Origin of the sequence: Xanthomonas theicola, assembly GCF_014236795.1 — a bacterium.
Lineage (GTDB): Bacteria > Pseudomonadota > Gammaproteobacteria > Xanthomonadales > Xanthomonadaceae > Xanthomonas_A > Xanthomonas_A theicola.
In genome coordinates this window covers 1,829,079-1,853,100 of record NZ_CP049017.1, presented here as the reverse complement: position 1 = coordinate 1,853,100, position 24,022 = coordinate 1,829,079, and the positions used below count along the sequence as shown (strand labels likewise).

The window sequence follows — 24,022 nt, the reverse complement described above, 5'->3', positions numbered from 1 at the left end:
ACTTTTCTCATCAAATCGCTTGACAGCGATTTGCCCTGGGACAGTATCCTGCCGTCCCGAGTCCCGCATCAATCATCCACCCGCTCGCCCATCAGCTCGCGCTGGCGCTTGTCCAGTTCCTCGGCGTAGCGCTTGCGCACGAAGCCCTCGGTCAGTACGCCGAGCACCCGGCCGCGTTCGTCCACCACCGCCAGTTCATCGCTCTGGGTCAGGTCGAACTGGCGCATCGCGGTGACTACGTCGGTGTCGGTGCGCAGCGCCACGTCGCGGTTGCCGGCATAGTCGGCGATCGCCGCGTCGGCATCGACCCCGTCGGCATAGGCCGCGGCCAGGGTCACCAGCCCGGCGTAGTGGCCTTGCTCGTCCTCCAGCACCACGCGGATGCCCGAGCCGAGCGGGAAACGGCGGCGGAACTCGGCCACCGAGGTGCCGGCCGCGAGCGGATGCACGTCCTTGCGCATCATCCGTCCGGCGCTCAAGTGCTTCACCCAGCCCACGTCGCGCGCGCTCTTGATGGTCTCGCCGCGCAGGTGCAGGCGCCAAGTGGAGAACGAATAGCCGAACACCTGGCGTACGATGGTGTTGGCCACCAGCACCGCCACCATCACCGCGCTGGCCAGCACGAAATCGTGGGTGCCCTCGAGCACCAGCATCGCCATCGTCATCGGCGCGCCGACCACGGCCGCGGTCAGCGCCGCCATGCCGGCCAGCGAGGCGGCGGTGCCGTCGACCAGGGCCATGCCGGTGCCCAGGTTCAGCAGCCCCGCGAACAGGCCGCCGACCAGCGAGCCCATGAACAGCGACGCGAAGAATAGGCCGCCGCGGAAGCCGAAGCCGAGCGAGATGCCCGAGGCCAGGCACTTGAGCAGCAACAGCGCACCCAGCCATTGCAACGAGGTCGGGCTGGTCAGATCCAGATGCAGCGCACCGTGCCCGGACGAGAGCACCTGCGGGGTGATCAGCGCCAGCGGGATCAGCATCAGGCCGCCGGCCACCGGCCGCGCCCAGCGCGGCAGCGGGCTGCGGTTGACCGCCTGCTCGATCGCCCCGACCAGGCGCATCACCGCCACCGCCAGCAACGCGCAGATCGCGCCCAGCAAGGCGTACAGCACGTAGTCGCGCGCTTCCAGCGCCGACGCCGCCGAGGCCGGCAACAGGTACGGCTGCACTCCCGCGGCCTGGGCCACGAACACCGCGCCCAGCGAGGCCACCGCCACCGGCGCCAGCGCCGACGGCGAGTACGCGCCGATCACGATCTCGAAGGCGTAGAACGCGCCCGCCAGCGGCGCGCCGAACGCGGCGGCGATGGCCGCGCCGGCGCCGGCGCCGACCAGGGTGCGGATATCGGCGCGGCGCAGGCGCAAGATCCGCCCCAGGTGCGAGCCGCTGCCCGCGCCCATCTGCGTGTACGCCGCCTCCAGCCCGACCGAGGCGCCACAGCCGTTGGACAGCAGGGTCTGCGCGGAGACGATCAGGTTGTCGCGCATCGACATGCGCCCGCCGTACAACGCATTGGCCTCGACCGCGTCGATCAGCTGGCGCTTGCGCGCGCGCGCGGCCATGCCGAGCAGGCCCACCAGCAGCCCGCCCAGCGGCAGCACCAGCAACTGGCCCGGGCTCAGCGCGGGCATCGCGCTGAGCCGGGAATCAACGTCCAGGCCGTACAGCCACACCTGCACGGCGTGGGCGAGGCCGCCCTGCAGCAGGGTCAGCAGGCCGGCGACCAGTCCGGCCAGCAGGGCCAGCGCGATGAACCAGACATCGCTGGCGCGGAAACGCCGGCGCAGCGCGTCGGCGAGGCTGTGCGAGGCGTCGGCCAGGCCCAGCCGCGGGTGCTGGCGCACGTTCACGGCATGCGCCTTACTTGACGCGACGGACCTTCGCCCGGGTGTTGTAGGTGTCGATCTGCATGTACCACACGCCGGCGATGCCCGGCTTGATCCGCACCTTGGGGTTGCTGCGGTGTACGCTGCTCAGGCTGGCGGACTCGGTCTGCTCCCATTCCTGGCCGTTGGCCAGCACGTAGCGGCGGCCCTTGGAGAAACCGCTGAACTCGCCGACCAGGGTGCTCTCGATCGGCTCCTGGCTGCCGAAGTCGAAGAAGCCGCGGTTCTTCACGATCACTTCCTGGCGGCCTTCCTCCTTGGCTCGATCCAGCGCCACCGCGGTGTCCTTGGCGACCTTGCCCTGCAGCCAGTCGTTGAGCGCGGCCAGCTCCTGCGGTGACAGCTTGTCCAGCCCGGCGGCCTTGAACGCCTGCGCCGACATCTGTGCCTGCAGATCGCCGGCTACGGTGCGCTGGGCGGCGGCGGGAGCGGCGACCACGGCGAGCGCCGCGCACAGGAGCAGTGGGGTGAGGCGCGCGTGCAGCATGGCGGAGGATCCGGGCATGGGATGCGGCGTAGTGTAGTCGCAAGCGGTGGAGGGTGGGGCGGTGGCCCGGGCGCTGCAAGCTGGGTCGCTCAACGCCCCGTCGCCGACGTGGCCTGTGCGTGCATCGACTGCGCCGGTTCCTGTTGCCGCGCCTGCTCGCGCGCCTGCCGCCGCTCCTGCGCGATGATCTGATTGGCCGCCTCGAGCTTGGCGTCGGACTGCTCCAGCGGCGTGCGCAGCGCCTGCTCCACCGCCACGGCCGCGCGCTTGTGGGCCGGATCGCTCGGATCGCCGTCCACCACGATGGCCAAGCGCCCGTCCTTGCCCAGCAGCACGCGATCGGCGCGTTCCAGCGCATTGGCCGACAGCGAGTGCTCGCGCCCCGGATATAGTTCGCGGTTGTCCTTGCTGGCCGCCAGCAGGCTGCGGCTCAGCCGCTCGCTGATTTCGTCGTAGCTGCGGCCATGGCGGGCGTCGAGTTCGCGCACGCCGCGGCGGATCTGTTCCAGCAGCGCATGGTCCGGATGCGCCGGATCGTCGGGGGCGATGCCGCGCGGCGGCGGCGGTTCGGCCGCCAGCGCGGCGTGCGGCGGCAGCGTGGGCAGGTGCGCGGTCGGCTGTACGCTGCGGTACTCGAAGCGGGCTGCCAGCGTCTGGTCCATCGGTTCGGCGCTGCGGCACGGATCGACGATCTTGCAGTTGGCCAGTTCCTGGCGCAGGTCGCGTTGCCCGTCCTGGTCCAGCCCCGGCAGCGCGGTCGCGCCGCGAGCCTGATGGACGGTGTACTGCGCCGGATCGTCCGGCAGCACGCGGTGTTCGATCAGCGGCTTATCGCGCAGCGCGTTGAGGTAATCGGCCATCTGGTTGAAGGCCAACGCCTCCAGTCCGCCCTCGCGGTTGCCGCCGCCGACGTTGGAATGTCCGCCCGGCACCGGCACGTTGAGCATGCGCGCGTCCGCGCTCAGCGCCGGCGCCACGATGGTCTGGTGCGGGAACGCCTTGCGCCGTTCGTCCGCGGCCAGCAGCGCGAACGCGCTGATGACGGAAGGCGGCAGCCGCGCATCGTAGTCCTTGGGCAGATTCGTTCCGACCGGATCGAACAATCCCATCGCCTGCGCCACCTGACCGGGAGGGACCAGCGGCGGGCGCGGACTCTCGACGGTGAGGTGGCCGTGCGCGTCGCGTCCGAAGCTCAGATCCTCGGGATCGGCGATGCCGTAGCGATCGACCAGCCGCGCGAACCCCGGGGCCAGCACTGCGCCGCGGCTGTAGCCGACTTCGGCGATGCGGATTTGTGCTTCGGGGTCTTGTTGCTGCCACTTTCTGGTTTGCGTTGCAAGGCTTGTATATGTTTCTTCGATCCTGTCGTCCCAGGTGTAGGGAAAGGCGCCGTCCCAGGTCCGGGCAAGTGGATTGTGCTGGGTGCCGATCCCTTCAGCATATTTATAACCTATCCGCAAATCAGGATTTTTTCTTAATTCGTCGAGTTGCGCTTTAAGAATGCCTACATTGGTAGGTAACTGCCTGGGATCGTTGGCATCCTGGCCCGTCCCATCAAAAACAGCAAAGAACATATAAGAATGCGACTCGGCAGAACGTTGCAGTATTGGTACGTGTTGTTGGGCCTGCAACGCCTGTGCCTTCGTGTACATGTCCAACTCGCCTGGTGTAACGGGGCGAGATGCGCCATCCCTAAATAGCTCACCCATGGCACCGCTCCTTGCTTCAGTAGGTATAGGTTTTTACCAAGATCAGATCGTTGCGGAAGTCGCTATAGCGATTCCCTGGCTTTTGAAGCTGTTTGGTCGGAATGTGAGCCCGCATGTAGACCCGAATAGTGCGGTCGTTCACTTCCATGATGATATCCGGGTCATGCTGATACTTGCCGTATGGCACATCCGCCATTTCCTCGCGCGGGACGTTGTGCAGGATCACCTCATCCTTGAAGAGTTCGCCGATGTCGATCCGCGCCTGGTGCGACTGTCCATCCTTGGAACGCCACGCTATTTCCGCTGGTAGAGGAAAGTTGCGGATGCCGGAATGGCCGCCGCCCCAGTTCTTTTGATAATTCGGGCCATAACGATCAGAAGAACGCTTCAGCTTGGTCTCGTCGTCCATGGCTTGCCAAGTGTCTGCATACCAAACCTTGCAACCGTAGGTGTCATAGCTGTATATCTCGAAACTATGTTTCTTGAACTTCAGCGGCCACTGCCTGGCCGGTTCGATGGGAACATTGGAAGGCTTGGCTGTCGCCGTGGTCATAGTGGGTTCCTTCTCATAGGGAGCGGAATGGGCGCCGCCGGCCAGCAGCAAACCGGCTGCCATTGCGCCGAGAAACTTACTACATTGATTCGCTCGCATTGGATCGACTGCCGATAGAAGAGCCTGGATGTCCATGGTTCTTTCGCCTCTTCGAACGGAAAATTATCGATTGCGCCTGCAGGTCGCCGGCCACGGCGAGCGCCGCGCACAGGAGCAGGGGGGTGAGGCGCGCGTGCAGCATGGCGGAGGATCCGGGCATGGGATGCGGCGTAGTGTAGTCGCAAGCGGTGGAGGGTGGGGCGGTGGCCCGGGCGCTGCAAGCTGGGTCGCTCAACGCCCCATCGCCGGCGTGGCCTGTGCGTGCATCGACTGCGCCGGTTCCTGTTGCCGCGCCTGCTCGCGCGCCTGCCGCCGCTCCTGCGCGATGATCTGATTGGCCGCCTCGAGCTTGGCGTCGGACTGCTCCAGCGCGTGCGCAGCGCCTGCTCCACCGCCACGGCCGCGCGCTTGTGGGCCGGATCGCTCGGATCGCCGTCCACCACGATGGCCAAGCGCCCGTCCTTGCCCAGCAGCACGCGATCGGCGCGTTCCAGCGCATTGGCCGACAGCGAGTGCTCGCGCCCCGGATATAGTTCGCGGTTGTCCTTGCTGGCCGCCAGCAGGCTGCGGCTCAGCCGCTCGCTGATTTCGTCGTAGCTGCGGCCATGGCGGGCGTCGAGTTCGCGCACGCCGCGGCGGATCTGTTCCAGCAGCGCATGGTCCGGATGCGCCGGATCGTCGGGGGCGATGCCGCGCGGCGGCGGCGGTTCGGCCGCCAGCGCGGCGTGCGGCGGCAGCGTGGGCAGGTGCGCGGTCGGCTGTACGCTGCGGTACTCGAAGCGGGCTGCCAGCGTCTGGTCCATCGGTTCGGCGCTGCGGCACGGATCGACGATCTTGCAGTTGGCCAGTTCCTGGCGCAGGTCGCGTTGCCCGTCCTGGTCCAGCCCCGGCAGCGCGGTCGCGCCGCGAGCCTGATGGACGGTGTACTGCGCCGGATCGTCCGGCAGCACGCGGTGTTCGATCAGCGGCTTATCGCGCAGCGCGTTGAGGTAATCGGCCATCTGGTTGAAGGCCAACGCCTCCAGTCCGCCCTCGCGGTTGCCGCCGCCGACGTTGGAATGTCCGCCCGGCACCGGCACGTTGAGCATGCGCGCGTCCGCGCTCAGCGCCGGCGCCACGATGGTCTGGTGCGGGAACGCCTTGCGCCGTTCGTCCGCGGCCAGCAGCGCGAACGCGCTGATGACGGAAGGCGGCAGCCGCGCATCGTAGTCCTTGGGCAGATTCGTTCCGACCGGATCGAACAATCCCATCGCCTGCGCCACCTGACCGGGAGGGACCAGCGGCGGGCGCGGACTCTCGACGGTGAGGTGGCCGTGCGCGTCGCGTCCGAAGCTCAGATCCTCGGGATCGGCGATGCCGTAGCGATCGACCAGCCGCGCGAACCCCGGGGCCAGCACTGCGCCGCGGCTGTAGCCGACTTCGGCGATGCGGATTTGTGCTTCGGGGTCTTGTTGCTGCCACTTTCTGGTTTGCGTTGCAAGGCTTGTATATGTTTCTTCGATCCTGTCGTCCCAGGTGTAGGGAAAGGCGCCGTCCCAGGTCCGGGCAAGTGGATTGTGCTGGGTGCCGATCCCTTCAGCATATTTATAACCTATCCGCAAATCAGGATTTTTTCTTAATTCGTCGAGTTGCGCTTTAAGAATGCCTACATTGGTAGGTAACTGCCTGGGATCGTTGGCATCCTGGCCCGTCCCATCAAAAACAGCAAAGAACATATAAGAATGCGACTCGGCAGAACGTTGCAGTATTGGTACGTGTTGTTGGGCCTGCAACGCCTGTGCCTTCGTGTACATGTCCAACTCGCCTGGTGTAACGGGGCGAGATGCGCCATCCCTAAATAGCTCACCCATGGCACCGCTCCTTGCTTCAGTAGGTATAGGTTTTTACCAAGATCAGATCGTTGCGGAAGTCGGCTCTCATATGGCCGGCTACTTCCACCCGCTGCTTCAAAAAAATCATGGCCCGTATGTAGACCCGAATGGTGCGGTCGTTCACTTCCATGATGATATCCGGGTCATGCTGATACTTGCCGTATGGCACATCCGCCATTTCCTCGCGCGGGACGTTGTGCAGGATCACCTCATCCTTGAAGAGTTCGCCGATGTCGATCCGCGCCTGGTGCGGCTGTCCATCCTTGGAACGCCACGTCACTTCCGCCGGTGCAGGGAAATTCCGGATGCCGATATGGCCACTGCTCCAATTCCTTTGATGGTCGGGCTTATAACTGTCCGAAGATGGCTGCAGTTTGGCGTCGCTCTCCCTGGCTTGCCATGCATTCGCATACCAGACCTTGCATCCATAGGTGTCGTAACTGTACACGCCAAAACCATGTTTCTTGAATCTTAGCGGCCACTGCTTGGCCGGTTCGATGGGAACATTGGAAGGCTTGGCTGTCGCCGTGGTCATAGTGGGTTCTTTCTCATAGGGAGCGGAATGGGCGCCGCCGGCCAGCAGCAAACCGGCTGCCATTGCGCCGAGAAACTTACTACATTGATTCGCTCGCATTGGATCGACTGCCGATAGAAGAGCCTGGATGTCCATGGTTCTTTCGCCTCTTCTGAACGGAAAATTATCGATTGCGCCTGCAGGTCGCCGGCCACGGCGAGCGCCGCGCACAGGAGCAGGGGGGTAAGGCGCGCGTGCAGCATGGCGGAGGATCCGGGCATGGGATGCGGCGTAGTGTAGTCGCAAGCGGTGGAGGGTGGGGCGGTGGCCCGGGCGCTGCAAGCTGGGTCGCTCAACGCCCCGTCGCCGACGTGGCCTGTGCGTGCATCGACTGCGCCGGTTCCTGTTGCCGCGCCTGCTCGCGCGCCTGCCGCCGCTCCTGCGCGATGATCTGATTGGCCGCCTCGAGCTTGGCGTCGGACTGCTCCAGCGGCGTGCGCAGCGCCTGCTCCACCGCCACGGCCGCGCGCTTGTGGGCCGGATCGCTCGGATCGCCGTCCACCACGATGGCCAAGCGCCCGTCCTTGCCCAGCAGCACGCGATCGGCGCGTTCCAGCGCATTGGCCGACAGCGAGTGCTCGCGCCCCGGATATAGTTCGCGGTTGTCCTTGCTGGCCGCCAGCAGGCTGCGGCTCAGCCGCTCGCTGATTTCGTCGTAGCTGCGGCCATGGCGGGCGTCGAGTTCGCGCACGCCGCGGCGGATCTGTTCCAGCAGCGCATGGTCCGGATGCGCCGGATCGTCGGGGGCGATGCCGCGCGGCGGCGGCGGTTCGGCCGCCAGCGCGGCGTGCGGCGGCAGCGTGGGCAGGTGCGCGGTCGGCTGTACGCTGCGGTACTCGAAGCGGGCTGCCAGCGTCTGGTCCATCGGTTCGGCGCTGCGGCACGGATCGACGATCTTGCAGTTGGCCAGTTCCTGGCGCAGGTCGCGTTGCCCGTCCTGGTCCAGCCCCGGCAGCGCGGTCGCGCCGCGAGCCTGATGGACGGTGTACTGCGCCGGATCGTCCGGCAGCACGCGGTGTTCGATCAGCGGCTTATCGCGCAGCGCGTTGAGGTAATCGGCCATCTGGTTGAAGGCCAACGCCTCCAGTCCGCCCTCGCGGTTGCCGCCGCCGACGTTGGAATGTCCGCCCGGCACCGGCACGTTGAGCATGCGCGCGTCCGCGCTCAGCGCCGGCGCCACGATGGTCTGGTGCGGGAACGCCTTGCGCCGTTCGTCCGCGGCCAGCAGCGCGAACGCGCTGATGACGGAAGGCGGCAGCCGCGCATCGTAGTCCTTGGGCAGATTCGTTCCGACCGGATCGAACAATCCCATCGCCTGCGCCACCTGACCGGGAGGGACCAGCGGCGGGCGCGGACTCTCGACGGTGAGGTGGCCGTGCGCGTCGCGTCCGAAGCTCAGATCCTCGGGATCGGCGATGCCGTAGCGATCGACCAGCCGCGCGAACCCCGGGGCCAGCACTGCGCCGCGGCTGTAGCCGACTTCGGCGATGCGGATTTGTGCTTCGGGGTCTTGTTCCCGCCATTGTTTTGTTTGCGTTGCAAGGCTTGTATATGTTTCTTCGATCCTGTCGTCCCAGGTGTAGGGAAAGGCGCCGTCCCAGGTCCGGGCAAGTGGATTGTGCTGGGTGCCGATCCCCTTGGCATAGTTGTATCCGACGCGTGAATCAGGGGCCTGTGCCACTTCGCGAAGTTGGGACTTTAGAACACCCACATTTGTAGGGGACTGTTTTGGATCATCTGCATCCTGCCCCGTGCCGTCGAACATCGCGAAGAACATATAGTCGTGTGAATTGTCAGATCTCTGCAAGATTGGCGCCTGTTGCTGAGCCTGCAACGCCTGTGCCTTCGTGTACATGTCCAACTCGCCTGGTGTAACGGGGCGAGATGCGCCATCCCTAAATAGCTCACCCATGGCACCGCTCCTTGCTTCAGTAGGTATAGGTTTTTACCAAGATCAGATCGTTGCGGAAGTCGGCTCTCAGATGGCCGGCCACTTCCACCCGCTGCTTCAAAAAAATCATGGCCCGCATGTAGACCCGAATAGTGCGGTCGTTCACTTCCATGATGATATCCGGGTCATGCTGATACTTGCCGTATGGCACATCCGCCATTTCCTCGCGCGGGACGTTGTGCAGGATCACCTCATCCTTGAAGAGTTCGCCGATGTCGATCCGCGCCTGGTGCGACTGTCCATCCTTGGAACGCCACGCTATTTCCGCTGGTAGAGGAAAGTTGCGGATGCCGGAATGGCCGCCGCCCCAGTTCTTTTGATAATTCGGGCCATAACGATCAGAAGAACGCTTCAGCTTGGTCTCGTCGTCCATGGCTTGCCAAGTGTCTGCATACCAAACCTTGCAACCGTAGGTGTCATAGCTGTATATCTCGAAACTATGTTTCTCGAACTTCAGCGGCCACTGCCTGGCCGGTTCGATGGGAACATTGGAAGGCTTGGCTGTCGCCGTGGTCATAGTGGGTTCCTTCTCATAGGGAGCGGAATGGGCGCCGCCGGCCAGCAGCAAACCGGCTGCCATTGCGCCGAGAAACTTACTACATTGATTCGCTCGCATTGGATCGACTGCCGATAGAAGAGCCTGGATGTCCATGGTTCTTTCGCCTCTTCGAACGGAAAATTATCGATTGCGCCTGCAGGTCGCCGGCCACGGCGAGCGCCGCGCACAGGAGCAGTGGGGTGAGGCGCGCGTGCAGCATGGCGGAGGATCCGGGCATGGGATGCGGCGTAGTGTAGTCGCAAGCGGTGGAGGGTGGGGCGGTGGCCCGGGCGCCGACGTGCAGTTCCTGGGCCTGGATTCGACGCAGGGTAGGACGCGGTCTTGGTCGGTCCCCAACACGTCGGGCCGGTGCTGCCCGGGCGCTGCAAGCTGAGTCGCTCAACGCCCCATCGCCGACGTGGCCTGTGCGTGCATCGACTGCGCCGGTTCCTGTTGCCGCGCCTGCTCGCGCGCCTGCCGCCGCTCCTGCGCGATGATCTGATTGGCCGCTTCGAGCTTGGCGTCGGACTGCTCCAGCGGCGTGCGCAGCGCCTGCTCCACCGCCACGGCCGCGCGCTTGTGGGTCGGATCGCTCGGATCGCCGTCCACCACGATGGCCAAGCGCCCGTCCTGCCGGCGTGCCTGGCCACGCTGGTGACGTGCGGCAATTCGATCTGCGGCAATTCGGCGATCTTGGCGGCGGCGATGATGATCGATGCCGATGCGGACCAAGTGGCCGCATCGATCGCATTTACCGCGGCGCTGAGGATCGCGGTGGTGCTGGCGTTGCCATTGGCGGTGCCGCTGTTCGGCCTGGATCAGCGCCACTACGGGATCCTCGCCGGCATGATCGTGTACGCCGTGCCGCAGGTACTGGCGGCGATGCTGCCGGTGGGCGCGGCCAGCGCGCAAGTCGGCGCGCTGGTCAAGCTGACGCGGGTGATGATGCTGGGCCGTTGATGCTGCTGCTCGGGCTGGCCGCGGGGCGGCCGGGCGCCGGCCGGCTGCCGCTGCAGCGGCGGCTGCCCTGGCGCGTGCTGGGCTTCATCGGCATGATGGTGCTGCGTTCGTATGGCCTGCTGCCGCCGGCACTGGCGGACGCGGCGCAGCGCGTGTCCGCGTGCCGACCCTAGGTGGCGATGGCGGCGCTGGGGTTGTCGGTGTACCTGCGCTCGGTGCTGGCGTCCTGGGGCCGCGTGCTGGCCGCGGGCATGCGGTCGCTGCTAGCGCTGGCCGGCATCAGCGGGGCGCCGCTGCACTGGCTGCCGTGACGCTCGCGGGCTGCGGTGTAATAGTCTCCGCAGCGGCGCCGGTCTAAGCTGGCGAACATTCTTTCGCACGTTCTGCCAGGCCAGCTCATGGGACACGACCACCGCCACGCACCGGCCGAGATCCGCCACGAGAAACCGCTGTGGTGGGCATTGGGGCTGACCGCCGCGTTCCTGCTGGTGGAGATCGTCGGCGCGTTCGTGACCAACAGCCTGGCATTGCTGTCCGATGCCGCGCACATGGCCACCGACACTGTGGCGTTGATGATCGCGCTGGTCGCGGTGCGGCTGAGCCGGCGCCCGCCCGACGCCAAGCGCACCTATGGCTACGCGCGGCTTGAAGCGCTGGGCGCGCTGGTCAACGGCGGCCTGCTGTTCGCGGTCGCCGCCTACATCCTCTGCGAAGCGGTGCTGCGTTTCCGCCAGCCGCAGGAGGTGGCCACGATCGGCATGCTCGGCATTGCCGCGTTCGGCCTGCTCGTCAACCTGATCTCGATGCGCCTGCTCAAGGCCGGCAGCGGCGAGAATCTCAACATGAAGGGCGCCTACCTGGAAGTGTGGAGCGACATGCTCGGCTCGGTGGCGGTGATCGCCGCTGCGCTGGCGATCCGCCTCACCGGCTGGAAGCTGATCGATCCGATCATGGCGGTGCTGATCGGCCTGTGGGTGCTGCCGCGCACCTGGGTGTTGCTGCGCGAGGCGGTCAACGTGCTGCTGGAGGGCGTGCCTCAGGGCGTGGACATGGCCGCGCTCCGCGGCTACCTGTGCAGCGCCCCGGGGGTGCAGGACGTGCACGACCTGCATGTCTGGGCGCTGGCCTCGAGCACGCCGGCGCTGACCGCGCACGTGGTGGTGGCCGACCACGCTGACGGCGATGCGTTGCGCGCTGTCCTTTGCGACGGCCTGCATGTGCGCTTCGGCATCGACCACGTCACCTTGCAGATGGAAGCCGGCCACTGCGGCGCGCCGCAGTGCGGCACGCCGGTGGCCTACGTCGCTGCGCACGCGCACGGCGATCATGCGCACCGGCACGACCAGGGGCGTGGGCATTCGTCGTGAGCCGACGGCTACGGCGGGGCGGATGCAACCAACCCGGATGGGTCACCGCGTAAGATGGCCGCTTTCCAGCGGCAGGTGGATCGGACTGTCCGTGAAGCAGCAATTGCCCCCTGCGGACTTGGCCTTGTAAAGCGCGCGGTCGGCGCAGCTGACCAGCCGGTCGAATACGCCGGATTTGTTCAGGTCGCTTGCCGGAACCGACGCGATTCCGATGCTGACCCCGATTTCCAGCGGTTGCGGCAGGTAGTCGTTCGACAGACGCCGTGTCGCGTCGACGATTCTCGCCGCCAGCGGCAGCAACAGCCGCTCGTCGTCTTCAAAGAACAGGATGGCGAACTCGTCGCCGCCAAGCCGTCCGACGATATCGCGCGAACGCACGATGGACCCAAGGTTGAAAGAAAACGCCTGCAGCAATTTGTCGCCGGAGGCATGGCCGTAGGTATCGTTGACCACCTTGAAATTGTCCAGGTCCAGGTAGAACAGGATGGCCGTTTTCTCCGTGTTGTCCGCGATCATCACGTCGCGCGCGGCCGCTGAGGCGAAGCCGCGCCGGTTGTACGTGCCTGTCAACTCGTCGCGTGCGGCCTTCTCGCCGCTACTGTACTCGCCGAGCAGGGCGCCGATCAGATCCTTGTTCAGGTGCTGGATCAGGGCGTAAAGCGAGATGAGATACAGCGGCCCTTGCAGGACGAAGATTTTCAGCCACGGCTCCGGTTGCAGGAGCGCACCGACTTTCAGCGGCAAATCGCTCAACAGGACCTGCAGGAATGCATATCTTGGCATGCCGCGGTTGCGGATGGCGACGGCGCCATTCATGCTCACCATCGAGGCGCAGGCCAGCACCTGCAACACGTGATCGCCACTGACCAGGGTTCCGCCGGTGCCCAACCCCATTACCAGGGCCAATGCCAGCCCGAACAATATCTGAAGCTGGACTCCCCATTGGAAGCCCGCTGTGCTCAGTCGCGCGTCGGCCAGGATGAAAACGATCCGCAGGATCCAGATCAGCAGATCCACGATCAGCCAGGCGAGGAAAAAGGCCGTAGGGTGCCGCAGCCAGGCGACCAGGGTGATGATGAACGAATTTACGCATCCGAACAGCAACACGCTCACGGAGGAAAACGGCCCGCGCAACAGGCGCCTGCGTATTTCCTGCGGCAAATCCGCGCCTGGTTCGCTCAGCCAACTGATGAAGTCACCCAACGGCCCGGGCATGGATGCGCTGCCTGCCTCGACATCGGCACTTTGGCCATGCATATGCTAGTCCTAGTAGCGACGCCCAACCATGAGTGTCTATCGGCTGTGGCATACGATACTTGAGCGTGGGGAGCGCGAATTTCGAAAATAAATATGGAAACAGGCGGGCGATCAACGCACAAGGCCGTTTTGACCAGCCGGCCGGCCTTGCCGGGAAACAGGAAAATGCCAGCGCGCGGGTGCTTCGGTGCGTGCTGCAGCGACGATCGGGCGATGGCTATGGCCGGCCATGAATCTGATGCGGCTGGCGAGCGTACTTGGGCGATGGGAAGGCGACAGCATGGGCCGCCTTGCGTGCCGCCCCGCCTCCGCTGAGCCGGTGCCGCCCCGCCTCCACGCTGCTACCGGCCGGCCGGCCGGTCGCGGAGCGGAGACATCCTGGCGCGGCGCGGGGTCAGGCCACCGCGACGCGCAAGGCCGGTGCGTCCCAGCCCGGACGCGGCGCGAAGCGCTCGCCATAGCACGCTTGCAATGCACGCAGGCGCTCCAGCAACGCATCGGCGCCGACGCTGCGGATATGCTGGATCGGGCCGCCGCGGAACGGAGCGAAGCCGGTGCCGAAGATCACGCCGGCGTCGAGCAGGTCGGCATCGGCGACCACGCCCTCGTGCAGGCAGGCCACCGCCTCGTTGAGCAGCGGTAGGATCAGACGGTCTTCAAGGTCGGCCGGCGCCTGGTAGTCCTTGGCCGCTTCCGGTTTCTTCGCGCGTCCGTTTTCCCACGCATACAGGCCATGGCCGTCCTTCTTGCCGCGCTTGCCAGGTTCCACCGTCTGCAAGGCGGTGGGAATGGGCAGGCCCAGGAATGGCGCCAGTTCCGCACCGACCCCGGCCGCCACGTCCAGGCCCACGGTGTCGATCAGCTCGATCGGCCCCATCGGCATGCCGAACTTCACCGCGGCCTTGTCGATCACCGCGCCGGGGATGCCCTCGGCGTAGGCGGTGGCGGCCTCCAGCAGGTATGGGAACAACACCCGGTTGACCAGGAAGCCGGGCGTGCCGGCCACCGGCACCGGCAGCTTGTCGATCGCCTTGCAGAACGCCGCCAGCCGCTTCTGGTCGTCCACGGCCAGGCCGTCGTGGCAGACGATCTCCACCAGCGGCATCTGCGCCACCGGGTTGAAGTAGTGCAGGCCGGCGAATTGGGCCGGGCGCTGGATGTGCTCGCGCAGTTCGGTCAGCGGGATCGAGGAGGTGTTGGTGCTGAGCAGCGCACTGGGCTGCATCCGCGACTCCAGCGACTGGTACAGCTCGCGCTTGGCCTGCGGGTCCTCGATGATCGCCTCGATCACCAGGTCGGCGGCCGGCACGCCGTCGCCGGCCAGGTCGCCCTTCAGCCGCGCCGCCACTTCCGGGCGCTTGCTCTCGTCCTTGACCCGCTTGGCGAACAGCTCGCCGGCGCGGCGCAGCGCACCATCGATGAAGCGCTGCTCGCGGTCCTGCAGGGTCACCTTGAAGCCCTTGTAGGCCGACCACGCCGCGATGTCGCCGCCCATCACCCCGGCGCCGACCACGTGCACGTGGCGGATGCCGTGTTCTTTCCCGCCCAGCGCCTTGAGCCGCTCGGTGAGGAAGAAGATGCGGATCAGGTTGCGCGCGGTCGGCGTGCTCGCCAGCTTGACCACCGTCTTGCGCTCGGCGTCGAGGCGCGCCTGGATGTCGCTGCCGCCGCTGCGCTCCCACACGCCGATCAGTGCGTACGGCGCGGGATAGTGTTCCTTGCGCGCCTTGCGTGCCACCTGCTTGCGCATCTGCGGCGCCAGCAGCTTGCGCGCCGGCCAGGTGTTGGTGGCCCAGGCGGTGGCACGCTGCTTGAACGGGCGCGTGCTGCCGGTCAAGGCCAGCGCCACCGCGGTATCGAGCAGCACCGCCGGCGCGGCGACCTTGTCGACCAGGCCCATCGCCCGTGCCGCCGAGACCGATACGGTGCGCCCGGTCAGCATCAGGTCCATCGCCGCCGGCGCGCCGACCAGCCGCGGCAGGCGCGCGCTGCCGCCCCAGCCGGGAAAGATGCCGAGCTTGGTTTCGGGCAGGCCGATGCGCGTGGCGCCGTCGCTGGAGGCGACCCGGTAGCGGCACGCCAGCGCGATCTCGGTGCCGCCGCCCATGCAGAAGCCGTGGATCGCGGCCACGGTCGGGCAGGGCAGTTCGGCGAGTTTCTGGAACGTGGCCTGGCCGCGGCGGATCGCGTCGTTGACGGTGCCGCGGCGGTCCAATTCCTGGAATTCCTTCAAGTCCGCGCCGGCGATGAAGCCGTTGGCCTTGGCCGAGCGGATCACCACGCCCTTGGGCGGGTCGATGGCGATGCGCTCGAGCAGGTCGCCCAACTCCAGCAGCACGTCCTGCGACAGCGCATTGACGGGCGCGTCCTGGCGGTCGAGGCTGAGCACGACGACGCCGTCGTCGCGGATGTCCGCTTGCCAGTGACTGAATCGGAGCCCATCGAAGCCTGAGAGCATGGGGAGGACCATCCGCTTGTGTATGGAGAAGATCGTTATCATCCACAGGTTGTTTCCGTTGCGTCAAATCCCAATCCAAGGGAAGTGACGCCGGTCCCGCGACCGCTGGCGCGGCGTGCCGCAAGCCTAACGGAACGCTGTTAACGTCGTAGGGCGGCGGTCCGCAGGAGCGCTGAACTTTTTCCCGAATTGGTGGTCAGATGGTCCGACGTAGGTTGGGCTGACAGGAGTGCGGCCCGTCATGGCCGATGTCGAAACACCTCAGGAGCTGGACCTGGAACTGGTCCGGCGCGTGCAGCGCGGCGAGAGCGCGGCGTTCGATGTGCTGGTGCGCAAGTACCAACATCGGATCGTCGGCCTGATCGGGCGCTACATCGCCGACTGGAGCGAATGTCAGGACGTGGCCCAGGACACCTTCATCCGCACCTACCGCGCGATGGGGAACTTCCGCGGCGACGCCCAGTTCTCTACATGGTTGCACCGTATCGCCGTGAACACCGCCAAGAACTACTTGGTCGCGCACAACCGCAGGCCGCCCACCGACGACGTCGACGTGCTCGACGCCGAGCAGTTCGACAGCGGCACGCGCCTGCGCGATACCGACACGCCCGAGCGCGAACTGATGCGCCAGGAGCTGGAGCAGACAGTGATGAAGGCAGTGAATGCGTTGCCGGAAGAATTGCGTACCGCCATCACCCTGCGCGAGGTGGACGGGATGAGCTACGAGGACATCGCGCAGAAGATGGGTTGCCCGATCGGTACGGTGCGCTCGCGCATCTTCCGCGCGCGGGAAGCCATCGACGCCGAACTGCGTCCCCTGCTGGATACCGACAGCGCCACTCGTGAGCGACACCGCGTATGACCGATAGCACGCCCATTCCCCAACCCGAGCCGACCCACGGCGCCACGCCGCCGGACAAGTTCGAACTGCACTACCGGCAGCAGCTGTCCGCGCTGATCGACGGCGAGCTGCCAGCCGACGAGGCGCGCTTCGTGCTGCGCCGGCTGCAGCACGACGAGGAGCTGTCCGGTTGCCACGAGCGCTGGCAGCTGTGCGGCGACATCCTGCGCGGCCGCGTATGCATGCCGGCGCCGGCCGATTTCGGAGAGCGCGTGCGCCAGGCGGTGGCGGCCGAGGCGCCGCGCGCCGCCGCCGGCAGCCGCCGTTCCTGGCGCTGGGGCGGCAGCGCGGCGCTGGCGGCATCGGTCGCCGCGATCGCCTTGTTCATGACCCGCGAGCGCCTGCCCGACGCAGCGCCGATCGCGCCGCCCGCACAGGTCGCCAGTTCCGTGTCTCCTGCCTCCGTTACGCCCGCGGCCCCCATCGCTGTCCCGCAGGTGCCGGCGGCACCGGCGCCGGCGGTGGCCATCGCCGCCAACCGTCGCCAGGACGCCGCCGCCCGGCGCGGCGCGACCCGGACCCAGCAGGCCGCGCGCAGCAGCGCCGCGCGTGCCGCCGAACCGGCGCGCGCGATCGCCGCGGCCACGCCATCGCGGCCGACGCCTGCGCTGCCGCTCGCGCCGACGGCGGCGGGGGCGGTGGTCGCGCAGCAACACGTCGGCGATCCGTTCGCGCACCAGGCCGCACCGCCGCAGGCCCGGCCATGGCCGCGCTCGGCGCTGGGGCCGGCCGCGTCCGGCAGCGAGTTCACCGCCAGTTTCCCGCGTCACGGGGTGCCGGCGGCGTTCTACCCGTTCGAACCGTGGTTGCCGCCGGCCGACGCAGCGCCCGAACCGCCGCTGCCGCAGCCTTGAGACCGCGCGTCGGCCGCAGCCCGTGCTGCGCCCCGGCGCACGCTGCTCGCGGCGCCGCAGCTGTCTTTCTTCCCTTTCCCGAACTGGAGGCTCACGTCTGATGACTCATCGTATCCGCAACCATCTGCTGGGCGTGTTGGCCCTGACCCTGCCGCTGGCCGCCTGCGCGCAGCAGCCCGAGTCGGCCGTGCCGGCCGCCGCGCCGCCGGCCGCGCGCGCGGTGCCTGCGCCTGCGCCGCAACTGGTCAGCGGTCTGCCCGACTTCACTACCCTGGTCGAGCAGGTCGGGCCCGGCGTGGTCAACGTCGAGACCACCATCAGCCGCAAGACCGCGGCGGCCCGCGGCGCCGGCGGCATGCCCGACGATGCGCAGATCCCCGAGTTCTTTCGCCGCTTCTTCGGTCCCGAAGGGCTGCCTGGGCAGCCGGGCATGCCGGGCCAGCCGCAGGGACCGGACGAGGACGACGGCACCCCCGGCGGCCGTTCGATGGGCTCGGGTTTCATCATCTCGCCCGACGGCTACGTGTTGACCAATCACCACGTGGTCGATGGCGCCAGCGAGGTCAAGGTCAAGCTGACCGACCGCCGCGAGTTCACCGCCAAAGTGATCGGCAGCGACCAGCAGTACGACGTGGCGCTGCTGAAGATCGACGGCAGGAACCTGCCGACGGTGTGCGTGGGTGATTCCAACCGGCTCAAGCCCGGGCAGTGGGTGGTCGCGATCGGGTCGCCGTTCGGCCTGGACCACTCGGTCACCGCCGGCATCGTCAGCGCCACCGGGCGCAGCAATCCGTACGCCGATCAGCGCTACGTGCCGTTCATCCAGACCGACGTGGCGATCAACCAAGGCAACTCCGGCGGCCCGCTGCTCAACACCCGCGGCGAAGTGGTTGGCATCAACTCGCAGATCTTCTCCGCCTCCGGCGGCTACATGGGCATCAGTTTCGCGATTCCGATCGACCTGGCGATGAGCGCGGTCGAGCAGATCAAGAAGACCGGCAAGGTCAGCCGCGGCATGCTCGGGGTGACCATGCAGCCCAACATCAGCGACGTCGAGGCCAAGGGCCTGGGCCTGGCCGACACGCGCGGCGCGCTGGTCAACGGCGTGCAGCCAGGCAGCGGCGCGGCCAAGGCCGGGATCGAGCCGGGCGACTTCATCGTTGCCTTCAACGGGCAGAAGATCAACACCCGCGAGGACCTGCCGCCGCTGGTGGGCATGTTGCCGCCGGGCAGCAAGGCGCGCGTCACCGTGATCCGCGACGGCAGGCCGCGCGACATCAGCGTGACCCTGAGCGAGCTCAGCGACGATGGCGCGGCGCTCGGGCAGCAACTGCCGGGCCGCGAAGGTGCGACGCCTCCGCAGGCTGCCGAAAGCAGCGCGCTGGGCATCAGCGTGGTGGAGGTCCCAGCGCCGCTGCGGCAGAAGCTCGGGCTCAAGCCCGGCGAGGGCGTGCAGGTGGCGCAGGTGAGCCAGGCGGTGGCGAGCAAGTCGCAGCTGCGTCCGGGCATGATCGTGCTGCAGGTCGGGCGCAATCCGGTCTCCAGCCCGGCGCAGTTCCACAAGCTGACCTCCACGGCAAAGAAGGGCGACGTGGTCATGCTGCTGGTGCGCACCCCCAAGGGCCAGGCGAGCCAGTTCATCGCAATCAGCGTCGACTGAGCGCCCCAGCGCGGCGTTGCGGAGGGTGGCCAGCGGACCCAGGTTCGCTGGCCACCCTTGATTTCATTGGGATTTATTCTCCGGGACGGTGTCCGTGCAAGGGCCGGCGCCTGCGTGGCGCAGCCGGGGCGTCTGGCTCCCTCCAGCCATGCGATAATGGTCCGTTATCCTGACGACGGTCCTGGCCGCCGCCCACCTCATGTCCTCCGATTCGATGCGGAACATCCGCAATTTCTCCATCATCGCCCACGTCGACCATGGCAAATCGACCCTGGCCGATCGCATCATCCAGCTCTGTGGCGGCCTGCAGGCGCGCGAGATGGAAGCGCAGGTGCTCGACTCCAACCCGATCGAGCGCGAACGCGGCATCACCATCAAGGCCCAGTCGGTGTCCTTGCCGTACACGGCCAAGGACGGGCAGGTCTACCACCTGAACTTCATCGACACCCCCGGCCACGTCGACTTCTCCTACGAGGTCAGCCGCTCGCTGGCCGCCTGCGAGGGCGCGCTGCTGGTGGTCGACGCCGCGCAGGGCGTGGAAGCACAGTCGGTGGCCAACTGCTACACCGCGGTGGAGCAGGGCCTGGAAGTGGTGCCGGTGCTCAACAAGATCGACCTGCCCACCGCCGACATCGCCCGCGCCAAGGCCGAGATCGAAGCGGTGATCGGCATCGACGCCGAGGACGCGGTCGCGGTCAGCGCCAAGACCGGCCTGAACGTGGACGCGGTGCTGGAAGCGATCGTGCAGCGCATCCCGCCGCCGGCGCCGCGCGACACCGACAAGCTGCAGGCGTTGATCATTGACTCGTGGTTCGACAACTACCTGGGCGTGGTCTCGCTGGTGCGGGTCATGCAGGGCGAGATCAAGCCGGGCAGCAAGATCCTGGTGATGTCCACCGGCCGCACCCACCTGGTCGACAAGGTCGGCGTGTTCACCCCCAAGCGCAAGGAGTTGCCCGCGTTGGGCGCCGGCGAGGTGGGCTGGATCAACGCCTCGATCAAGGACGTGCACGGCGCGCCGGTCGGCGACACCCTGACCCTGGCGGCCGACCCGGCGCCGCACGCGCTGCCGGGTTTCCAGGAAATGCAGCCGCGCGTGTTCGCCGGCCTGTTCCCGGTCGATGCCGAGGACTACCCCGACCTGCGCGAGGCGCTGGACAAGCTGCGCCTGAACGACGCGGCGCTGCGCTTCGAGCCGGAAAGCTCCGAGGCGATGGGCTTCGGCTTCCGCTGCGGCTTCCTCGGCATGCTGCACATGGAGATCGTGCAGGAGCGGCTGGAGCGCGAGTACAACCTCAACTTGATCTCGACCGCGCCGACCGTGGTCTACGAGGTGCTCAAGACCGACGGCAGCGTGATCCCGATGGACAACCCGTCCAAGCTGCCGCCGCTGAACAATGTCGAGGAGATCCGCGAGCCGATCATCCGCGCCAACATCCTCACGCCGCCCGACTACGTCGGCAACATCATCACCCTGTGCGAGGAGAAGCGCGGTAGCCAGATCGGCATCAACTACCTGGGCAGCCAGGTGCAGATCAGCTACGAACTGCCGATGGCCGAGGTGGTGCTGGACTTCTTCGACAAGCTCAAGTCGGTGTCGCGCGGTTATGCCTCGCTGGACTATCACTTCCTGCGCTTCGACGCCGGCCCGTTCGTGCGCGTGGATACGCTGATCAACGGCGACAAGGTCGATGCGCTGTCGATCATCGTGCACCGCAGCCATGCCGACCGGCGCGGCCGCGAGCTATGCGAAAAGATGAAGGACCTGATCCCGCGGCAGATGTTCGACGTGGCGATCCAGGCCGCGGTGGGCTCGCAGATCATCTCGCGCAGCACGGTCAAGGCGATGCGCAAGAACGTGCTGGCCAAGTGCTATGGTGGCGACGTTTCGCGCAAGAAGAAGCTGCTGGAAAAGCAGAAGGAAGGCAAGAAGCGCATGAAGCAGGTCGGCCGCGTGGAAATCCCGCAGGAAGCCTTCCTGGCCGTGCTGCAGATGGATAAGTAGCCGGGATTGGGGATTGCGGATTGGCAAGCGCGCAAGCCTGTCCGATGTCCCGCTCTGCCGAATCCCTTCATCCCCAATCCCAAATCCCGTTCCAAAGGAACAAGAATGAAATGGTTTGAAATCGCGCTGGTGATCCTGACCTCCGCCACCGGCATCATCTGGTTGCTGGACAAGCTGTTCTTCGCCAAGCGCCGCGCCGCGCGCGCCGGCCTGCTGGACACCGAGCCGGTGATCGTGGATTACTCGCGGGCGTTCTTCCCGGTGCTGGCGGTGGTGCTGATCCTGCGCAGCTTCATCGCCGAGCCGTACAAGATTCCGTCGAGCTCGATGATGCCCAACCTGCTGATCGGCGATTTCATCCTGGTCAACAAGTTCGCCTACGGCTTCCGCCTGCCGATCACCAACACCAAGTTCATTCCCACCGGCGAGCCTAGGCGCGGCGACGTGGTGGTGTTCAAGCCGCCGCACAAGCCGGACGAGAACTGGATCAAGCGCGTCGTCGGCCTGCCCGGCGACCGCATTGGCTTCCACGGCGATACCCTGTACATCAACGGCACGCCGATGGAGTACCAGGTCCGCGGCGAGTACGTCGGCAAGGGCAAGGGCGCGGAGATGACCGGCGCCACGCTGCTCACCGAGTACCTGCCGGGCCGCACCCATACCGAGTTGGAATGGCTGGACCGCAACAATCCGGCCGGCCAGGGCGACTGGGTGGTGCCGCCGGGCCAGTATTTCGTGATGGGCGACAATCGCGACAATAGCGAGGACAGCCGGTTCTGGACCCAGACCCACTTCCTGCCCGAGGAGAACCTGCGCGGCAAGGCGTTCCTGGTCTGGCTCAATTGCGAAGGCTGGTTCTGCAGCGGCAGTTTCGATCCCTCGCGGATCGGGACCGGTATCCAGTGATTTATGGCGGAAGGGGAAGCGCAATGAAGTACAAGCAAAGCGGCATGACCTTGACCTCGTTCGTGGTGGTGCTGGCGGTGGTCGGGTTCTTCGCCTACATCGGCATGAAGCTGTTCCCGATGTACATGGAGTACTACGCGGTGCGCTCGGCAATGAAAGGACTGGCCGCCGAGGCCGGCAGCGCCGACATGGATCCGGCGCAGGCGAAGTTGCTGCTGTTCCGCCGCCTGGACATCAGCTACTCGGGCAGCGTGCAGCCGGACGACGTCAAGTTCGACCGCATCGATTCGGGCTGGAAGATGCATGTGGCCTACGAAGTGCGCAAGCCGCTGCTCGCCAACCTGGACGTGGTCGGCAAGTTCGACATCACCCAGGACCTGACGACGCGTGGTGGCGAGTAAAACCATCCTGCGCGGCGACCGCATCGGTCACCGCTTCGCCGACCCGCAGCTGCTGGCACAGGCGCTGACCCATCGCAGCGCCGGCGCGCCGCACAACGAGCGGCTGGAATTCCTCGGCGACAGCATCGTCAACCAGCTGATCGCCGAGGCGCTGTACCGGCGCTGGCCCAAGGCCGACGAAGGCGCGCTGACTCGCGCTCGCGCCGAACTGGTGCGCGAGGCCTCGCTGGCCGGCATCGGCCGCCAGCTGCAGCTGGGTGAGCGGCTGACCCTGGGGCCGGGCGAGATGAAGTCCGGCGGGCATCGTCGCGATTCGATCCTGGCCGACGCGGTCGAGGCGGTGGTCGCGGCGATCTACCTGGACGCCGGGTTCGAGGCCTGCCGTGCGGCGATCCTGCCCTGGTTCGAGGCGGCGCTGGCCGCACTGCCGGTGGGCAAGGCCGAGAAGGATGCCAAGACCCGCCTGCAGGAATGGCTGCAGGCCCGCCAGCGGACCCTGCCGGCATACGAACTGATCAGCGAAACCGGCGACGAACACGCCAAGCTATTCCGGGTACGCTGCGTACTCGCCGAGCCTGCCCTCTTCACCGACGGCCAGGGCACCTCGCGGCGGCTGGCCGAACAACAGGCCGCCGCCGCCGCCATCGAGCAACTGGATTCGAGCAAGTGAACGAGCAAGCGTCCCCTTCCCGCAATGGCAGCGTGGCCGTGATCGGCCGCCCCAACGTGGGCAAGTCCACCCTGACCAACGCCCTGGTGGGGGCCAAGGTCAGCATCGTCTCCAATCGCCCGCAGACCACCCGACACCGCTTGCTGGGCATCGCCAGTTTCCCGCAAGGGCAACTGGTGCTGGTCGACACCCCCGGGCTGCACCGCGAGCAGAAGCGGGCGATGAACCGGGTCATGAACCGCGCCGCGCGTGGCGCGCTGGAAGGCGTGGATGCCGGCCTGCTGGTGATCGAGGCCGGGCGCTGGGACGAGGAGGACACGCTGGCGTTCAACGTGCTCAGCGATTCCGGCATCCCGGTGGTGCTGGTGGTGAACAAGGTCGATCGGCTCAAGGACAAGACCGCGCTGCTGCCGTTCCTGCAGCAGGTCAGCGACGGCCGCCGCTTCGCCGCGGTGCACCCGATCTCCGCGCTCAAGCGCAAGGGCCTGGAGGCGCTGGTGCGCGACCTGCTGGCGCTGGTGCCGGAGGCGCCGGCGATGTTCGGCGAGGACGAGATCACAGACCGCAGCCAGCGCTTCCTGGCCGGCGAGCTGGTGCGCGAGCAACTGATGCGCCAGCTCGGCGAGGAACTGCCGTACGCGACCACGGTGGAGATCGAACGCTTCGCCGAGGACGGCGCGCTGCTGCGCATCGGCGCGGTGATCTGGGTCGAGCGCGAGGGCCAGAAGGCGATCGTGATCGGCAAGGGCGGCACCCGCCTGAAGGACATCGGCGGCAAGGCCCGGCAACAGATGGAGCGCCTGTTCGGCGCCAAGGTGTTCCTGGAAACCTGGGTCCGTGTACGCGAGGGCTGGTCCGACGACGAGGCCGCGCTGAAGGCGTTCGGGTACGGCGAATGAAGCCGGGCCCCGAGTC

22 protein-coding genes and 1 pseudogene are annotated in these 24,022 nt (G+C 66.8%); 12 read left to right on the top strand and 11 right to left on the bottom strand.

All coding sequences use genetic code 11. The annotated features are described in order from the left end of the window. Positions 1-68 precede the first annotated feature (68 nt). The 9 genes and pseudogenes from G4Q83_RS08450 to G4Q83_RS23220 form a co-directional block, all read right to left on the bottom strand. A complete protein-coding gene (locus G4Q83_RS08450) occupies positions 69-1,844 on the bottom strand; it encodes a chloride channel protein (RefSeq protein ID WP_386273458.1) in 1,776 nt (591 codons plus the stop codon). A gap of 16 nt (positions 1,845-1,860) precedes the next feature. Next, positions 1,861-2,373: a hypothetical protein gene (locus G4Q83_RS08445; protein WP_128421356.1), complete on the bottom strand. Its 513-nt coding sequence runs from the start codon at positions 2,371-2,373 to the stop codon at positions 1,861-1,863. An 89-nt stretch (positions 2,374-2,462) separates the two neighbouring features. Beyond that, entirely contained in the window at positions 2,463-4,025 is a 1,563-nt protein-coding gene (locus tag G4Q83_RS08440) for an XVIPCD domain-containing protein (RefSeq protein ID WP_185817380.1), read from the bottom strand. A gap of 73 nt (positions 4,026-4,098) precedes the next feature. Further along, positions 4,099-4,635: a hypothetical protein gene (locus G4Q83_RS08435; RefSeq protein ID WP_185817379.1), complete on the bottom strand. Its 537-nt coding sequence runs from the start codon at positions 4,633-4,635 to the stop codon at positions 4,099-4,101. Beyond that, the gene (locus tag G4Q83_RS08430; RefSeq protein WP_185817378.1) at positions 4,632-6,527 is read right to left on the bottom strand and encodes a T6SS phospholipase effector Tle1-like catalytic domain-containing protein; all 1,896 of its coding nucleotides are present in this window, start codon (positions 6,525-6,527) and stop codon (positions 4,632-4,634) included. Before G4Q83_RS08430 ends, G4Q83_RS08435 begins: the two co-directional genes overlap by 4 nt. A 73-nt stretch (positions 6,528-6,600) precedes the next feature. Continuing rightward, positions 6,601-7,275 (bottom strand): hypothetical protein, encoded by a 675-nt coding sequence (locus tag G4Q83_RS08425; protein ID WP_246432325.1) that lies wholly within the window; start codon positions 7,273-7,275, stop codon positions 6,601-6,603. Between the two features lie 196 nt (positions 7,276-7,471). Next, positions 7,472-9,034, bottom strand: coding sequence for an XVIPCD domain-containing protein (locus G4Q83_RS08420; protein ID WP_185817377.1), 1,563 nt, complete (start codon positions 9,032-9,034; stop codon positions 7,472-7,474). 73 nt (positions 9,035-9,107) lie between these two features. Beyond that, complete coding sequence (locus tag G4Q83_RS08415) at positions 9,108-9,782, bottom strand: hypothetical protein (protein WP_185817376.1); 675 nt, start codon at positions 9,780-9,782, stop codon at positions 9,108-9,110. 285 nt (positions 9,783-10,067) lie between these two features. Beyond that, positions 10,068-10,283: pseudogene (locus G4Q83_RS23220) on the bottom strand (XVIPCD domain-containing protein); the annotation flags it as partial. A 39-nt stretch (positions 10,284-10,322) separates the two neighbouring features. Here G4Q83_RS23220 and G4Q83_RS23215 point away from each other — a divergent pair. The 4 genes from G4Q83_RS23215 (at position 10,323) to G4Q83_RS08405 (ending at position 11,995) form a co-directional block, all read left to right on the top strand. Next, on the top strand, positions 10,323-10,628 hold the full coding sequence (locus tag G4Q83_RS23215) for a putative sulfate exporter family transporter (protein WP_246432324.1): 306 nt from the start codon (positions 10,323-10,325) through the stop codon (positions 10,626-10,628). Continuing rightward, the gene (locus tag G4Q83_RS23210; RefSeq protein WP_246432323.1) at positions 10,628-10,801 is read left to right on the top strand and encodes a hypothetical protein; all 174 of its coding nucleotides are present in this window, start codon (positions 10,628-10,630) and stop codon (positions 10,799-10,801) included. Before G4Q83_RS23215 ends, G4Q83_RS23210 begins: the two co-directional genes overlap by 1 nt. Further along, positions 10,802-10,939 carry a hypothetical protein gene (locus tag G4Q83_RS23205; RefSeq protein ID WP_246432322.1) on the top strand — a complete coding sequence of 46 codons (138 nt, stop codon included), beginning with the start codon at positions 10,802-10,804 and terminating at the stop codon, positions 10,937-10,939. It abuts the gene before it with no gap. A gap of 87 nt (positions 10,940-11,026) precedes the next feature. After that, a complete protein-coding gene (locus G4Q83_RS08405; protein ID WP_128420608.1) occupies positions 11,027-11,995 on the top strand; it encodes a cation diffusion facilitator family transporter in 969 nt (322 codons plus the stop codon). Between the two features lie 42 nt (positions 11,996-12,037). Here the strand turns inward: G4Q83_RS08405 and G4Q83_RS08400 are convergent, their stop codons facing one another. Together G4Q83_RS08400 and G4Q83_RS08395 are read right to left on the bottom strand one after the other, a co-directional pair. Continuing rightward, positions 12,038-13,252, bottom strand: coding sequence for a GGDEF domain-containing protein (locus tag G4Q83_RS08400; protein WP_128420607.1), 1,215 nt, complete (start codon positions 13,250-13,252; stop codon positions 12,038-12,040). A 394-nt stretch (positions 13,253-13,646) separates the two neighbouring features. Continuing rightward, on the bottom strand, positions 13,647-15,710 hold the full coding sequence (locus tag G4Q83_RS08395) for a 3-hydroxyacyl-CoA dehydrogenase NAD-binding domain-containing protein (RefSeq protein ID WP_128420606.1): 2,064 nt from the start codon (positions 15,708-15,710) through the stop codon (positions 13,647-13,649). Positions 15,711-15,951: 241 nt separating this feature from the next. Between G4Q83_RS08395 and rpoE the strand changes: the two genes are divergently transcribed. From rpoE to era, 8 genes are all read left to right on the top strand, one after another. Beyond that, positions 15,952-16,572 carry an RNA polymerase sigma factor RpoE gene (gene rpoE / locus G4Q83_RS08390; protein ID WP_128420605.1) on the top strand — a complete coding sequence of 207 codons (621 nt, stop codon included), beginning with the start codon at positions 15,952-15,954 and terminating at the stop codon, positions 16,570-16,572. Further along, positions 16,569-17,465 carry a sigma-E factor negative regulatory protein gene (locus G4Q83_RS08385; protein WP_128420604.1) on the top strand — a complete coding sequence of 299 codons (897 nt, stop codon included), beginning with the start codon at positions 16,569-16,571 and terminating at the stop codon, positions 17,463-17,465. Before rpoE ends, G4Q83_RS08385 begins: the two co-directional genes overlap by 4 nt. A gap of 100 nt (positions 17,466-17,565) precedes the next feature. Further along, positions 17,566-19,125: a DegQ family serine endoprotease gene (locus G4Q83_RS08380; RefSeq protein WP_170069169.1), complete on the top strand. Its 1,560-nt coding sequence runs from the start codon at positions 17,566-17,568 to the stop codon at positions 19,123-19,125. Between the two features lie 214 nt (positions 19,126-19,339). Next, the gene (gene lepA, locus G4Q83_RS08375) at positions 19,340-21,130 is read left to right on the top strand and encodes a translation elongation factor 4 (RefSeq protein ID WP_170069170.1); all 1,791 of its coding nucleotides are present in this window, start codon (positions 19,340-19,342) and stop codon (positions 21,128-21,130) included. A gap of 105 nt (positions 21,131-21,235) precedes the next feature. Beyond that, positions 21,236-22,036 (top strand): signal peptidase I, encoded by an 801-nt coding sequence (lepB, locus tag G4Q83_RS08370; protein WP_128420602.1) that lies wholly within the window; start codon positions 21,236-21,238, stop codon positions 22,034-22,036. Positions 22,037-22,059: 23 nt separating this feature from the next. After that, positions 22,060-22,437 carry a DUF4845 domain-containing protein gene (locus G4Q83_RS08365; protein WP_128420601.1) on the top strand — a complete coding sequence of 126 codons (378 nt, stop codon included), beginning with the start codon at positions 22,060-22,062 and terminating at the stop codon, positions 22,435-22,437. Then, complete coding sequence (rnc, locus tag G4Q83_RS08360; protein ID WP_128420609.1) at positions 22,427-23,107, top strand: ribonuclease III; 681 nt, start codon at positions 22,427-22,429, stop codon at positions 23,105-23,107. The genes G4Q83_RS08365 and rnc overlap by 11 nt, the downstream gene beginning before the upstream one ends. Continuing rightward, complete coding sequence (era, locus tag G4Q83_RS08355) at positions 23,104-24,006, top strand: GTPase Era (protein WP_128420600.1); 903 nt, start codon at positions 23,104-23,106, stop codon at positions 24,004-24,006. Before rnc ends, era begins: the two co-directional genes overlap by 4 nt. Positions 24,007-24,022 lie beyond the last annotated feature (16 nt).

Bases quoted from the DNA above. Each gene is read 5' to 3' on its own strand.
- rpoE (WP_128420605.1), top strand. From the start codon at position 15,952: ATGGCCGATGTCGAAACACCTCAGGAGCTGGACCTGGAACTGGTCCGG.
- G4Q83_RS23210 (WP_246432323.1), top strand. From the start codon at position 10,628: ATGCTGCTGCTCGGGCTGGCCGCGGGGCGGCCGGGCGCCGGCCGGCTG.
- G4Q83_RS08395 (WP_128420606.1), bottom strand. From the start codon at position 15,710: ATGCTCTCAGGCTTCGATGGGCTCCGATTCAGTCACTGGCAAGCGGAC.
- G4Q83_RS08405 (WP_128420608.1), top strand. From the start codon at position 11,027: ATGGGACACGACCACCGCCACGCACCGGCCGAGATCCGCCACGAGAAA.
- G4Q83_RS08385 (WP_128420604.1), top strand. From the start codon at position 16,569: ATGACCGATAGCACGCCCATTCCCCAACCCGAGCCGACCCACGGCGCC.
- G4Q83_RS08400 (WP_128420607.1), bottom strand. From the start codon at position 13,252: ATGCATGGCCAAAGTGCCGATGTCGAGGCAGGCAGCGCATCCATGCCC.
- G4Q83_RS08435 (WP_185817379.1), bottom strand. From the start codon at position 4,635: ATGACCACGGCGACAGCCAAGCCTTCCAATGTTCCCATCGAACCGGCC.
- G4Q83_RS08380 (WP_170069169.1), top strand. From the start codon at position 17,566: ATGACTCATCGTATCCGCAACCATCTGCTGGGCGTGTTGGCCCTGACC.
- G4Q83_RS08415 (WP_185817376.1), bottom strand. From the start codon at position 9,782: ATGGACATCCAGGCTCTTCTATCGGCAGTCGATCCAATGCGAGCGAAT.
- G4Q83_RS08430 (WP_185817378.1), bottom strand. From the start codon at position 6,527: ATGTACACGAAGGCACAGGCGTTGCAGGCCCAACAACACGTACCAATA.
- lepB (WP_128420602.1), top strand. From the start codon at position 21,236: ATGAAATGGTTTGAAATCGCGCTGGTGATCCTGACCTCCGCCACCGGC.
- G4Q83_RS08420 (WP_185817377.1), bottom strand. From the start codon at position 9,034: ATGTACACGAAGGCACAGGCGTTGCAGGCTCAGCAACAGGCGCCAATC.
- G4Q83_RS08365 (WP_128420601.1), top strand. From the start codon at position 22,060: ATGAAGTACAAGCAAAGCGGCATGACCTTGACCTCGTTCGTGGTGGTG.
- G4Q83_RS08445 (WP_128421356.1), bottom strand. From the start codon at position 2,373: ATGCTGCACGCGCGCCTCACCCCACTGCTCCTGTGCGCGGCGCTCGCC.
- G4Q83_RS08440 (WP_185817380.1), bottom strand. From the start codon at position 4,025: ATGTACACGAAGGCACAGGCGTTGCAGGCCCAACAACACGTACCAATA.
- G4Q83_RS08425 (WP_246432325.1), bottom strand. From the start codon at position 7,275: ATGGACATCCAGGCTCTTCTATCGGCAGTCGATCCAATGCGAGCGAAT.
- lepA (WP_170069170.1), top strand. From the start codon at position 19,340: ATGCGGAACATCCGCAATTTCTCCATCATCGCCCACGTCGACCATGGC.